This is a genomic window from Aporhodopirellula aestuarii (genome assembly GCF_023701485.1).
In the GTDB taxonomy this organism is placed as follows: domain Bacteria; phylum Planctomycetota; class Planctomycetia; order Pirellulales; family Pirellulaceae; genus Rhodopirellula; species Rhodopirellula aestuarii.
This window is the reverse complement of record NZ_JAMQBK010000027.1, coordinates 16,862-31,030: the sequence shown is the minus strand read 5'-3', so window position 1 is coordinate 31,030 and position 14,169 is coordinate 16,862. Positions and strand designations below refer to the sequence as shown.

Below are 14,169 nucleotides of genomic sequence, written 5' to 3'. Positions count from 1 at the left end.
GGATTTCAAAAGTAGCGGCACGGCGCGAGCCGTCCGGTGACGCGGAACCGGACGGCTCGCGCCGTGCCGCTAGAAAAACACTAAAACCATCAATGTCCTCCGAGACCGAGAATTAATGGCGTTTTCTGCTTCCGGAACCTCCGCGAGTTTTAGCTACTTGAGAGGCGAAAACTCCAGTGCGTCTGCCAGAAAGCGGCACCGCCCTGCTAATTCATTTCTTCAGCGAGACGCTCGGTGTCAGTTTTGAGTCCACGCATGTAGCGACGCCATTCGAGTTCCAGAGTCGTTCGATCACCGAAGCACTCGTCGAAGATTTCGAGAAGTGTGTTCGCTCGCGCTTTCCAGATTTCCTCGGTCAGTTCGTCTTCTCGCTTGAGCTGACCGACCCGCTTGTAGAACTTCATCAAAGAATCGAATCGTCGATCAAAGAGGAAATGTGTCAGCGCCCATGCTTGACCGTAGGCGGGTAATTGGTTTCCCAAGGTGGCCTCTACAGCGAAACCGAAATCGGAAACAATGAATTCGAGGCTACCTCGAAGCGGATCCCGTTCGAGCACCCGGTAGTATCCGATCCGACTTTGATCGACCACGCCGACACCGCTCCATTTGGCGAGTTTGGCGGATTCAAAATACGACGCCATGCCTTCGTGGACCCAGCGTACGAACGCGGCGTCGCGAGGAAAAATGCCAGTGTTCGCAGTCAGCTGATGGATGGCTTCGTGGGACACCGTCGACACGTCTTCGCTTTCGCGCGTGATATCGATCAACAGTTCGATGGTCTTGGCAAATCGAATGAGATCACCGGCGCCCGCCATACGCGTCTTCTTGGCCATCTCGCGAGCCTCCACGAGTTGCTTGTCGATGTCCATGAGCACTCGGAAGTGTTCTGACGTTCCGGAATCGTAGAACATTGAGATGTTCTCATCGGGGAGGTAGAAGCCAGCGGTTTGTTTGAGGCTACCGCCGAGTCGACGCTCCATTTGGAGGAAGTCCCCGTGGCGGCTAAACAACACCACCTCCAAACGTTTGCTCGGTGGTCGCAGAAAGACGCCGCGGAACGCGAACGTGAGGAAGTACGACTCGTAAACCGTCTCGAGTAAATTCAGACGCATCTCGGCTCGCGTCTTCCCGGTGACTTCGTCCTTCGTTTGATCCGCATCATGCAGCAGCAGGAAATGTTTGCTGCGTGTGACCTCCATCGCCCGCCCCCCGACAAAATCACGGGCGTGAGCTTCGACTTGCTGATCGGTGGGGACCGAGGCGTTGATATAACGCATCAACCCGGCCAGTTTTCGGAGTCGCTCATGAGACGAATCGATTTTCCACGCGACACTGAGCATCGATTTTGCTTGCTCAAGCATCCCGTTTTTGAGACACCATTGGGCGAGTTTGAGTGCTTCCTCGACGTCATCGGAGTTGCGGACGTCGCGGAGCCGTTTCGAGTAGATCGATGCGGCCGAGGGGCTCTTGAGCACCTGGATGTCGCGGGCATTAAAGTGTAGCGAGCCACGCGGGTGCTTGTGCGTGGCCATGCCCCCGGCGTGGTACGTCACCGAGCCTTCGAGAAGCAGTTGCAGGTCAGAACCCGGCAATTGGTAGAGCGTGTAGTCGGCGTTAGCGATTGGGGCGTCGAACGCCGCAACAAGCGTGATGGCAATAGCCACTGCCAAAAAAAGAACGGCCCGAGTCATTCGTCGGTTTCCTCCAAGAAGTCGAGTGGCTTCCGAGACCGACGCCGTCCTTGCGGGGTGTTGTCGTTCCGCCTCGAAGAGTTAGTTCGATGGGAACGCAATTATGAACTGTTCAACGTGCCCCAAACAAGGTTTTAGACCCCCTGAAGGCTGGGAATGTTCCACCGGATGGCGGAATCTTTTTACTGACCGGTGCCAACCGACTCGAAATTGAAGGAGTGGGCGACCGATGCGCGCGAGGATCGCCTGATCGTTGCAAACACATTCAGATCACGAGTGCCGGGTGACGGAGCGCAAGTAGCTCAATCTGCGAACGTGACGATCGGGAAAAGCTCGGGGATGTGCGAGTCCCACACACCGTGCGGACCCACTGCCCAACCGCTCGAGTCGAATTTTGGCAGATCGGTTTTGTAAGAGTTGAACCGAAACAGATCGATCCGCCATTGGTCGCCCGGCGTCGGCGGGAGTGATCGTTTGTCTCCCTCGGCGAGAGCGGTCATGCCTTTCCACGCAAATGCGAGTTCGACGGTCCAACCCTGGTCGGTGTCCGTGTCATCGTTGAGCGTGCCTTGGATATCCACGGCGGATTGGAACTCGGGAAAGTCGTATCCCAAGAACGCGACGCGTTTGCCACGAGGATGTTCAGTGAAACCGACGCCATTAAATTCTTGCACCTTTAACTGATCACGGCGCAGTTGCGGATCGCCTGCGTAGGTGTCGCCTTTCAACACGTCTTCCCAGACGAAGAACGCTTCGTAGACCGTGCCGAACGCGTTGATTTCAAATTCGTAGTACGCGTCCTCGCCCGCGATGAATATTTCGACATCGTTGTCATAATAGATCGGGTCATCACGATCGAGGTATTTGGCTTTGACATTGGGTTCAGCGAGCCAGAAACCGACATACAAGTATTCGTCGTCCCAAAGCAACGCGGCCCGGGTGTCGTGCTTGGTCGATTCTCCGCTGATGAGATCCACAAACGGTTGCGTTTTCGTGGAGGTTTCCCACGCCGGTTCATCGAGCTTGCCGTCGACCGTGATCGATTGTTTCGCTCTTACCGCTTGGTAGCGTGGGATCGTTTTGTCACCGATCAATGCTTGCGGGAACGGTTTGGGTAAGTCGACCGAGACCGAGTGTGGGAAGGCGAGATTGGGATCCCCACGCTGAGTAAGCGTGCGTACTAGTTCGCCGATGGTGCGTTCGGCCAAACCTTCGAACAATGTTTTGCCTAGGCAGACGATCTTGACGGGACGATCGAGGTCAATGAAGCGATCATCGAGTCGCACGTTGAGCCGGTCCACGCCCTCCGCGGTGAGGGTGATCGATTGACCTTTTACTTCGGCGGTAATTTCGCTGCGTGGTTTGCGATTTGCTTCATCCACGGCGAGCCAATAGAACTCATCGTGCGTGACATCGTCTTGCACCCACACGATCCGCGTGGGGGTTGGATTGCGGACGTGTTGGGCCATCCACGGGATCGCAACCGCATCCTCGCGATCCATCCAATGACCTTTGTCGGGGTAGATTTTGACGAAGTGTTTGTAGCCGCCATCGTCGTCGGCGTGGAGTTTTGCCAGTTTTTCTTTCCACTCCGACGCAATTTGGTTGCGTTTGTAGGCCGCGTCCCTGCCACCCACTTGCAATGCAAAGGGCACGTTACGCAGGCCTCGAGGTGAAGTTTCGTTAGGGTGTCCCGCCATCATCGCGGAGGCGGCCCAGTAGTCTGACATTCGCGGTGCGAGCTGATAGACGCCATCACCGCCGGCGGAATACCCCATCACGTAGACGCGGTTCCAGTTCACGTCTTCGACCGCCACCATGTCTTGGATCAGTCGCTTTAACATCACGTCGATGTGTTCTTGATGCCAAAGGTTCCAGGTGTCGGTGGGGGCACGTGGGGCGAGATAAATGCCTTGCTCGAGCTTGTAGAGGTTTTTCTGATTCTCCCACTGTCGGTCGTTGATGCCTGCTGGGGCCCCCCCTCCTCCGTGCAACGAGATGTACAGGCTCCATCCGTCAGGGGGCTTTTCGCCGAACGTTTTGTAGGAGAACGGCATCTTCAACTCGCCATGCCGGATCACGCGTGCGTCCAATTCTGCTTTGCGTTCGGCGCGGAGTAACGAGCGGTGTTTTGCGGCGAGGCTTTCGCGTGCTTTTTCCGTGTCCGATTTCGTCAGCGGGACCTGGGCAAAATCTTGTGCTGCCAATGCGTCAAGATTGTCATTGTCGTCCAACCACGCTTGCATTTGTGAGACCGCGTGAGCGGAAGCGCCGGCATCGATTTGGCTGCGTCGCAGACTAGAGTACCGATGCGTGACGTTGACTGCGGGAATCGATTTGATCGTGCGGTTCCAGACGCAAGGAAACGACAGCGAAGTCTTGCGAAAGCTTGTCGCGTAGATCGCATGTTTGGGATCATCGGTTGCCGCGGAGGCGCGTTTGAGGAACCAACCATCGTTTAGCCGAACGCCCGTTGGTTCAGCGGCGCCGGTGAAGTGCCACCCGTCGTCCCAAATCTCGACCCAAGAATGATTGCCGCTGCCATCAGTCCACAACGGCGTGCCCACAAAACGTGCCGGGACACCAACTGCCCGGCAGGCGTCAATCAGCAGAACCGATAGACCAGTGCAGGAAGCGGTTGTTCCTTCGATCGATTCGTACGGACTTTGATCTGCTTTGGCTCGCTTAGTCGAGTAGCGCACTCCGAGGATTCCAAAGATCTTCTGGTTGAGGATCGTGGCAACCTCACTGGTCGTTTTCGCTTCGGAAACAAGCGGCAAGAAACGGTTGCGGAAATCAGCCCGCCAATTGTCACGGCGTTCGTTGATGCTCGCGTACGGCAAAACGTCGTTGAAGAACACCTCCAAAGGGATATCGCTCGCCCACGGATCAGAGGTTCGCGATTGATAGGCAAGGGCGGTGTTTTCGAGCAGGAACTTCGCGGAGAGCGATTGCAGATCCGAGTCGGGCATGTTGGCGATCAGGAATTCCATCCCCGCCCGCTGGTCCGCGGGAACGGATGCGTAGGCTTGCTCGATTTCGGCGCGGTTATCCCCGGCGATTTTGAGTCGAGCCTCGATATCCGTAGAAATCTTGCCGTCCCCCGGAATTTCGGCGACGGCGCTGATACTGATCGTGCAGACCCACAGAAGGCAAGAAAGGAATCGTTTGATCGTCAGCATCAGAGGCACCAAGTCATACGGAGATCCGGGATCGAGAATTTGATTCTTAGGCTAATCATGGGCCGATGCAATGGCTGGGCGCAGCGATGTCGAGCATCGTGCCTTGGAATCGTTCAATGGGCCACCGGTGCACGTTAACGTCTCGTGCATGTCGCGTTGTGGTCAGGTGGCTCACCGTTTGTGTGGCAGTCGGCAAGGTTGGTAGACGGGAAGTTACTGTTTGTTCACCTTTCTGGTCTGGGCCCCTGGGCGTGATTGGTTCGTGAGCTGTCGTGGCACTTTTGTGCTGAAATAAAAGTCGATCGTGAAGGTTTTGGACGACTCGATGGTTTAGTCTTTCTGGAAAGGTTGAGTTATCGCCCCCTTAGTCCCATTTGTTGGTTCGCATTGCGGTGCTCTTCTTCCTGCCTCTCCCCCACCTGAAATGTGCGAAACGTGAAGACAATCTGCATTCCATCCGTTTTTCTGTTCGCTGTCGCGATGATCTGTGCCGGCCAATTGTCCGCAATGACGCCAACCACGCTCCGATGCGAGTACCTCGAAAATCCTCGCGGGATTGATGTCGTCACTCCCCGATTGAGCTGGCGTGTCGAGTCGGATCAGCGGGGGCAGAATCAGGTCGCGTACCAGATCCTGGTCGCTTCGTCGGAAAAAAACTTGGCCGACGACGTGGGAGATCTTTGGGATTCGGGACGAGTTGAATCCGACCAAACGTTGTTTGTTCCTTATTCCGGCCAGTCGTTGGTTTCGCGGCAACGGTGTTTCTGGAAAGTGAAGTCTTGGGCATCGGACGAAGACCGTCCGGCGTGGAGCCAGACCGCCTCGTGGTCGATGGGATTGCTGTCCGATGACGATTGGACAGCTGAGTACATTTCCTATGCGGATCCCGATCCGGTTTACGATGACCCCAGTGTGCTGGAGTTGCCTGCGGCTCGCCAATATCGAAAAGAGTTCGCGACAAGGAAAAAGATCGCCCGAGCGACCATCTATTCCACTGCACTGGGGATCTACGAGTTGCATCTCAATGGCAAGCGAGTTGGCGATGCCCTATTCGCTCCCGGTTGGACGGACTACCGACAGCGTGCTTATTACAACACGTACGACGTTACCGAGATGGTTCGAGAAGGTGACAACGCGGTCGGGGCGTGGGTCGCGGACGGATGGTATAGCGGTTACGTCGGATTCGGATTGCTCACCGGAATCGGCACCGAGAAAACGGGACGCTCGACGTACGGAAAAACACCCTCGTTGATGGCTCAGTTGGAGATTCACTACACCGACGGAACACGCGAAACCGTGAACACGGACGCTTCGTGGAAAGTATCCGGCGACGGCGCTATCGAAGAAGCTGACTTGTTGATGGGTGAGTCGTACGATGCGCGAAAAGAGTTTTTGGGATGGGATGTTGCCGGGTTCGATGACAGCAGTTGGCAACACGCCGTGCTGGCAAAAGACAACGGCAGCAAAATGGCGACGTTCTATCAATTTCGAAATCCGGAGAAACGAGGCCAACCCGTCCGCAAGGCAGGATCAGAGGCAGAGTTCGGGTTCGTCAGACCAAAATTGGAATCGTTCCCAGGCGTTCCCGTTCGCGTGACGCAAGAGATTCAGGCGAAATCGGTTGCCGAGCGAGAACCTGGGACTTACGTGTTCGATCTCGGACAAAATTTTGCGGGTGTGATTCGCATGAAAGTGAACGGCCCTGCGGGGCAGCGGATCAAAATCCGATACGCCGAGATGCTGCATCCTGACGGACGCGTGATGACCGAAAACCTGCGCAAAGCACGCGCGACCGACTTTTATACTTGCCGTGGTGATGCCGACGGCGAGGTGTACGAACCACGGTTCACCTTCCACGGATTTCAATTCGTCGAGGTGTCGAACTTTCCTGGCAAACCCACGCTCGACACGATCACCGGGTTGGTTCTGCACAGCGACACGCCGATGACGAGTTCGTTTGCGTGCAGCGATCCGATGGTCAACCGGCTGTACCAAAATGTTCTTTGGACTCAGCGAGCAAACTTCCTAGACCTCCCCACGGATTGTCCACAGCGTGACGAACGGATGGGGTGGACCGGTGACGCTCAAGCCTATGTCGCAACGGCGGCCTACAACGCGGACATCGGCGCGTTCTATACCAAGTGGTTGCGTGAATTGATGGAATCGCAACGGCCCAGCGGCACGTTTCCCGGTTACGCACCCTATCCGTTTCAGCATGGTCAAGACTTTGGCACCGCGTGGGCCGATGCCGGCGTGATTTGTCCCTGGACGATTTGGCAGGCGTACGGGGACACGCGTGTCATTGAAACGTGTTGGGAACCGATGACCAAGTTCATGCAGTGGCGTGAAGAAACGAGTGTCAACGATTTGGGAATCGAGCACGGGAATGCGTGGGGCGATTGGCTGGCTCAAGGTGCCAAGACGCCGCTCCAGTACATCGACACGATTTACCTCGCGATTTCGGCAAGAATGATGTCCGAAATGGCTGACGCGATCGGACGGCAGAGCGAGTCCGAGAAATACCGAGAACAGTTCAATCGGACCAAGGCCGCCTTTGCGACGAAGTATTTGAACGACGACGGCAGCGTGAACATCCACACGCAAACCGCCCAAGCCTTGGCGTTGTTTGCGGATTTGATTCCCGAAGACAAACGTGAAGCCACGGGACGCCAGCTCGCGAAGATGCTCGAGGAAAATGGCAACCACATGGCGACGGGGTTTCTCGGTACACGTCCGTTGCTGCCTGTTCTATCCGAATCGGGACAACATGATCTGGCAACCTTCTTATTGCAATCACGTGAGTTTCCTTCGTGGGGATATGAGATCAAAAATGGTGCGACGACGATTTGGGAGCGGTGGGACAGCTACACGAAAGAAGACGCGTTTGGCCGCCACAATGCGGCAATGAATTCGTTTTCGCATTACGCGTTCGGCGCGGTTTGCGAGTGGATGTTCCATACGTTGGCCGGGATTCAGTCCGATGGGCCGGGTTACAAAAAGATCATCATCCGGCCGACCCCGCCGTCACCGGGCAGTAACGCGATGCACGATCCCATCGATTGGGTCGACGCATCTTACGAAAGTATCCGGGGCACGATTCGCAGCAGTTGGAAACTCAGCGATGGGCGTTTTCACTTAAGCGTTTCCATCCCCGCGAACACCGTTGCAACGGTGTTCTTACCGACCTCAGATGCGTCCAGCATCACGGAGGGTGGGGCGCCGATTGCAAAACACAATCACGTTCGCGTGATACGACAAGAGCAAGACTACTGCGTGCTCGAAGTCGAGTCGGGCGACTATGAATTCAAATGTGCCAGCGGCATCGAACCCGCGTTGCACTCAATCGCCACGTCTGAACCGGCCGATCACTCTGTCAATCCTGAGAAAGTCGAATTGGCGGGTGCGAAAAAGCTTGCGTCGTGGGATTTCACCAACGCAGCCGATCTTGAACGGTGGAGTGAGCGTGACAACGTTCGCGTGGTTAACGAGAACGGTAAAACGAAATTAATCGCCACCGGAAGCGATCCGAAGATCATGACCACGCTTGGCGAGAGAGTTTCGGGGCAAATGGCCATCGAACTTCGCGCGGTCGTGGGGAAAGGGGCGACGAGTCAGTTCTTTTGGGCACCGCCTCAGGGTGGCTTTAGTGAAGCCCGTCAATCGTCGCGTCCGCTTGCTGCGTCGGATCAACCGAAGCGTTATCTCTTTCGGATCCCTGGAAATGATAGCGTCAAAAAATTGCGGTTTGACCCTTTTCAGGACTACGACCAGTACGCCAACCAGGGCGAAATGGAAGTCGAGTCCATTTCGATCTACCAGTTGGCGGAATAGGTTGAGAGCAACGCGTTGAAGTCAGAGACCATTCAACGCATACCGGCGAGTGTTCATCCTTCATCTTTCCTCTTTGATTCAAGATTGGTATCCGATGCGAAAAATAACCCGTCCATGGCGGACGTTCACGCAGGCCGTTTTGCTGGGCATCCTTTGTTGTGGCCTGTTCGTTGATGCTAACGCTGCCGAAACCAAACCCAACGTGGTTTTTATTTTGGCGGACGACCTCGGATTCAGTGATACCACTTTGTATGGGACGACGAAGTTCTATCGGACTCCCAATATGGAGCGGTTGGCTGCTCGTGGGATGACGTTTTCGCGTGCGTATGCATCGAGCCCGCTGTGTTCGCCGACTCGGTCGAGCATCTTGACGGGCTTAAGTCCTGCTCGCACCGATATCACGGCCCCCGTTTGTCACTTGCCCGTGGCGAGGATGAAAGCGACCCAAGGGGACGCCGCTCCACCCAACAAAAAAGCGATTTTGCCCAATTCGGCCACGCGTCTTGATACCAAACACTACACACTCGCGGAGATGTTTCGCGACAACGGATACGCGACCGCCCACTTCGGGAAATGGCATTTGGGGCCTGAGCCGTATTCACCGCTTGAGCACGGTTTTGACGTTGATATCCCACATTGGCCGGGCCCCGGGCCTGCCGGTTCTTATGTTGCGCCCTGGAAATACCCAGATTTCGATCCGCAGACTCCGCAGGAGCACATCGAAGATCGCATGGCTGAAGAAGCGGTTGCGTACATGGAGGCTCACCGCGACGAGCCGTTTTTTCTCAATTATTGGATGTTCAGCGTTCACGCACCGTTCGATGCGAAGCAGAAGTTGATCGACAAATACAAGAAACGTGTCGATCCGAACGATCCCCAGCGCAGTCCCACTTACGCCGCGATGATCGAAAGTATGGATGACGCGGTCGGTACGCTCATTGACGCACTCGATCGGTTGGGAATTGCAGACAATACCATCGTCATTTTTGCGTCTGACAATGGCGGCAACATGTACAACGCGGTCGACGACAGCACCGCGACCAGCAACGCGCCTCTGAGAGGTGGCAAAGCGACGATGTACGAAGGCGGTGTTCGCGGTCCAGGAGTCGTCGTCTATCCCGGTGTCGTTGAGCCCGGCTCACGAAGCGACGAGGTGATTCAGAGTGCCGACTTCTACCCAACGCTGTTGGAACTGTTGAAGATCGAGAAGCAACCCGAGCAATTGTTTGACGGTATCAGCATCGTTCCCGCATTGAAGGGCGGAAAACTGCAGCGGGAAGGGATTTACACTTACTTCCCGCATAGTCCAGGCGTTCCCGATTGGTTGCCGCCGGCGGTCAGCGTTCACCGGGGTGATTGGAAATTAATTCGGTTGTTTTACAACGGAGAGAATGGCAAGCATCGATACAAACTGTACGACCTCAAACACGGTCTCGGTGAAACAACGGACTTGGCGGCTCAGTATCCCGATATCGTGATGGAACTCGACGCGATGATCGAAGACTTCTTGGTCGACACCGGTGCGGTGTTGCCGCGTCCCAACCCAAACTTCGATCCGTCCAGATATGACCCGACCTTAGAAGGAAAAGCGACTCTGAAAGGAGGGGCGAACAAACCGACCGCCAAGACCAAATCCAAGCCCGCCGCTCCCGTTGCCGGTTGGCAGCCGCAGGGAACATGCGAACTGTCGATCGACGGCGATGAACTCGTGGTTGAGAGTACCGGGGGTGACCCGCACTTCTACACCGCTCTTCCTGAATCTGCGAACGCCCAACAGCCATCCGCTCGATCGTTTACGCTCCGGTTTACGATGACGTCGAACGCCAACGACGCGGGGCAAGTTTTTTGGCATGAAAAAGGTGTGGCCCCGTCGTACTTTCGAGATCGCAGTGTTCCATTCTCGGTGACTCCCGATGGGAAGCCGCATGAGTACTCGATTGCGTTCACGTCTGAGCATCCGGTCGTGGGAATCCGCATCGATCCTGCCACCTCCGCAGGTGTCATGCGGATCTCGGACATTCGATTGACCAACCAGGACGGTGAAATCATTCACGCCTGGGAATTTTAGCTTCCATCACGAGCGAGTCATGGCGGTCGGTGCGTGATTCCTACTCGTCTACCCTCATGTTTTACATCAACGGAAACTGCGAAAACGGTATGGTTCACCGATTCATTGGTCCTGTCATCATCACATTACTCGCGTCTTTTGCGAGTTCGCTCGAGGCGACCCCACCCAATGTTGTTGTGATGATGGCGGACGATCTCGGCTACTCGGATCTCGGCTGTTATGGCGGAGAAATCGAAACGCCTCACATCGATGAACTCGCTAGCCAGGGAGTCCGGTTCTCTCACTTTCGTGCGTCACCGATGTGCGTGACATCGCGGATCGCATTCCTATCGGGGATGCCGTTTCACCGCGCCGGTGGCAATGCGTATTCCCATTCGATGCCGTTGCCCACGTTGCTGCAAAATGCCGGCTATCGAACGATGATGACGGGTAAATGGCATGCCGGCACGCCGGACCCACGATCGCGTGATTTGTTTCATCGTGCGTTCGGATTTTTGAGCGGGATGACGGATTGCTTTATTGGTGCAGACGATTGGTTTATCGACGATCAGCCGTTTCGTGACTTCGGGCCGGAGTTCTACTCGACCGATGCATTTGCCGACAAAAGCATTGAGTTCATGAAAGAGGCGGTGCATTTGCAGGAACCATTCTTCATGTATGTCGCGTTCAATGCACCCCACCATCCCTGCCAAGCACCCAAGCGTCTGGTCGATAAATATTTGAAGCGTTACGAACAGGGATACGAACGAATTCGAGAGGCTCGCCGTGAGCGGCAAATTGAGATCGGTCTCATCGACGCTCACACGGAGCTTGCCGAAGTGGATGAAGCGACGCGTCAGTGGGATGAGTTGACACCTCACCGAAAGCGTGTTGAGGCGGGACGGATGGCGGCGTACGCTGCGGCAGTCGATGGTGTCGACTCGGCGGTCGGTCGAATCATGGATTATCTTCGCAGCGAGGGAATCGACCAGAATACGCTTGTCGTTTTTCTTTCTGACAACGGCGGCGACTACAACAACGGTGGCATTGATCAGGACGAAAAACAGATTGCTTGGGCGCCCCACGGCAACCCGTCATCGAGCAACGGTTGGGCATCCGTGAAGGCGACCCCGTTCCGGTATTACAAACATGCGTGTCACGAGGGCGGAATCGCGACCCCGATGATCGTGCGATGGCCGGCGGGAGTCGAACACGACGGCGACACGATCGTTCGATCGCCGGTGAGCATCACGGATTTCTATCCGACGTTTCTGGAACTCGCCGAAGCGGAGTACCCGAAGACTCATCGCGAACAAGAATTGCGATCGTTGACCGGGGCGTCGTTAGTGCCACTGCTACGGACCGATGGCAGTCGTGCGGCGAAACCCGATTTTCAGCACTATCACTTTTCAAGAGCGTGGATCGAAGACGAGTGGAAAGTGGTCAGTTTGTATGACGGTCCGTGGCAGTTGTTCAATCTCAAAAACGATCGAACCGAACGTCATGATCTGGCAGCGCAGGAACCCGAGCGGTTGGAAATGATGGTAAACCGGTGGGTGGAAGAAGCGGTGCGATCGGGAGTTCCTGAGGCGTCTGCGCGCCCGTTGCCACATCAGAACGGATGGGGCTGGCATCGACTGAAGATGGTCTGTCCGCATTTGGAGGCGTTATCGCCGGCCAATTCGAGCACGAGTGATTCGGCAACGATTTCTGTTTCGATGCGGTTCAGTAAAACGATTGATTTTGCCGGATCGGAGGGCAAAAGCATTCGGTTGTACTCGGTGTCGGACGAGGCAAATCTGATCTGGCAGGCGAGTCCCGACGAGCATCACCAAGCCCAAGGCACGATGGAGTTGGTGTTTGACGACATTCCGAAACTGGAACCCGATCAGGCCTATTTCTTTTTGTGGGATCCCGGTTGGATCCGAGTCGGCGATCGCCCCGTTGGCGCACTGAACGATGGTGCCTTTTGGTGGCGGTTTCGAACACCGGGAGAGTGAATCGGTTCGATTGCCAACACTTGGCTACACTCGGTCCAGACGACACGGATGAATTTGCAAACGACAGTTCATTCCGGAGCGGCGACACAGACCAGAGATTCCTGGCGGTTGCCACCGTCACCCGTTCCGACTCGAAACACGATATGGCTGTTGCCGATCGCGGGGCTTGCGTAGCAATCATCGCCGAGTTTGTTCTTCGCGATCTGTTCGTAATTCTCGCCGCTGGCACGGAAGACGAAGCACTCGCCTGAAAGGTTGGCGACGTAGACGTTGCCGTTGCAGATCACGGGCGATCCACTGAAGTTGCCCCCTAATCGTTTACGCCACATTTGCTTGCCGTCCTCAAGGGACCAGCAATAGGCGATTCCATCGTCGGTGACGGCGAACACCCACTGATCATTGGCGGCCAACGAGGGTTCATAAGCTTTGGTTCCATTGGTCCACAGTTTTTCGCCGGTTGCTGAAAGGCAAACGGTTTCTTTGTCCGGATAGCCACCCGATGCCACGAGTCGATCGCCAGCGACGACGACGGTTCCGCACGTGGCTTCGGAGATGCAGGGTGTCTCCCAGATCGTTTCGCCGGTTGCGGGATCATAACTCGTGACGGCATTGCATCCCGAGATCAGCAATTGATCTTTTCCGCCGAGCGTACCAATCGCTGGACTGGAGTAGCTGTTAAGGTTGCCGCGTGCGGTTCGCCACGCGGGAGTGCCGGTGGTTCGGTCGAATGCCGCGAGGTAGCCGCCACCCTGGTTGTCGGCGGCGATGATGACTAAGGACTTGTAGAGGATTGGAGACGGCGCGTATCCGAAGCGGGAGACGAATGCGCCGGCTTCGGTTTGCCACAACTGATTCCCGTCGAGGTCGAGAGCGGTGACGAATATTTTCCCGGTGTTCAGCATCGAGATAAAGAGGCGTTCGCCGTCGCAGGCGACGGTGGCGTTGGCATTGGTCGCCTTGCGGTGAACCTCACGCTGCGACGGAAAGCCGCCTTCATGGATGACGGTTTTCCACCGTTGTGCACCATCGTTGCGGTCGAAGGCGACGACAAGCTGTTGTTCTTTTTCCTCGATCGCTGTCGCCACGATGACTTGATCGCCAATCAGGATCGGGCTGCTGTGTCCCCGGCCAGGAACACTTGCCCGCCACGCGACGCCATCCTCTTTGTTCCACGATGTCCGCAGTGGTTGGTCGGTAGCGAGACCGTTACCCGAAGGCCCCCGCCAGTTCGGCCAATCCGAATCGGCGATCGTGATCGCTTGATCGACAATCTCCACCCCGCTTTGGTTGACGGAAAGTTCCTTGACAGGAGTCTTTTTGGAGCAGCCGATGGTGGCTGCGATGATCAGGATTGGCAACAGCAGTAATCGAGTCATCAGATTATTTCAATTGGAGGAGACGATACAGCGAAAAGGACA

The 14,169-nt window shown here is 55.8% G+C and carries 6 protein-coding genes; 3 read left to right on the top strand and 3 right to left on the bottom strand.

Annotation, left to right across the window (positions count from 1 at the left end):
* Positions 1–206: 206 nt before the first annotated feature.
* Positions 207–1,691 carry a DUF1570 domain-containing protein gene (locus tag NB063_RS10240; RefSeq protein ID WP_250928634.1) on the bottom strand — a complete coding sequence of 495 codons (1,485 nt, stop codon included), beginning with the start codon at positions 1,689–1,691 and terminating at the stop codon, positions 207–209.
* Positions 1,692–1,993: 302 nt separating this feature from the next.
* A complete protein-coding gene (locus tag NB063_RS10235) occupies positions 1,994–4,873 on the bottom strand; it encodes a transglutaminase domain-containing protein (RefSeq protein WP_250928633.1) in 2,880 nt (959 codons plus the stop codon).
* Positions 4,874–5,308: 435 nt separating this feature from the next.
* Here NB063_RS10235 and NB063_RS10230 point away from each other — a divergent pair, with 435 nt between their 5' ends.
* The 3 genes from NB063_RS10230 to NB063_RS10220 all read left to right on the top strand — a co-directional run bounded on the left by NB063_RS10230 (position 5,309) and on the right by NB063_RS10220 (position 12,751).
* Complete coding sequence (locus NB063_RS10230; RefSeq protein ID WP_250928632.1) at positions 5,309–8,704, top strand: family 78 glycoside hydrolase catalytic domain; 3,396 nt, start codon at positions 5,309–5,311, stop codon at positions 8,702–8,704.
* Between the two features lie 94 nt (positions 8,705–8,798).
* Positions 8,799–10,772 carry a sulfatase gene (locus NB063_RS10225; RefSeq protein WP_250928631.1) on the top strand — a complete coding sequence of 658 codons (1,974 nt, stop codon included), beginning with the start codon at positions 8,799–8,801 and terminating at the stop codon, positions 10,770–10,772.
* A 56-nt stretch (positions 10,773–10,828) separates the two neighbouring features.
* A complete protein-coding gene (locus tag NB063_RS10220) occupies positions 10,829–12,751 on the top strand; it encodes a sulfatase-like hydrolase/transferase (RefSeq protein WP_250928630.1) in 1,923 nt (640 codons plus the stop codon).
* 68 nt (positions 12,752–12,819) lie between these two features.
* On the opposite strand, the gene NB063_RS10215 is transcribed toward NB063_RS10220, so the two are convergent.
* The gene (locus NB063_RS10215) at positions 12,820–14,127 is read right to left on the bottom strand and encodes an outer membrane protein assembly factor BamB family protein (RefSeq protein ID WP_250928629.1); all 1,308 of its coding nucleotides are present in this window, start codon (positions 14,125–14,127) and stop codon (positions 12,820–12,822) included.
* Positions 14,128–14,169: the final 42 nt, after the last annotated feature.

Bases quoted from the DNA above. Each gene is read 5' to 3' on its own strand.
- NB063_RS10240 (WP_250928634.1), bottom strand. From the start codon at position 1,691: ATGACTCGGGCCGTTCTTTTTTTGGCAGTGGCTATTGCCATCACGCTT.
- NB063_RS10235 (WP_250928633.1), bottom strand. From the start codon at position 4,873: ATGCTGACGATCAAACGATTCCTTTCTTGCCTTCTGTGGGTCTGCACG.
- NB063_RS10225 (WP_250928631.1), top strand. From the start codon at position 8,799: ATGCGAAAAATAACCCGTCCATGGCGGACGTTCACGCAGGCCGTTTTG.
- NB063_RS10220 (WP_250928630.1), top strand. From the start codon at position 10,829: ATGTTTTACATCAACGGAAACTGCGAAAACGGTATGGTTCACCGATTC.
- NB063_RS10215 (WP_250928629.1), bottom strand. From the start codon at position 14,127: ATGACTCGATTACTGCTGTTGCCAATCCTGATCATCGCAGCCACCATC.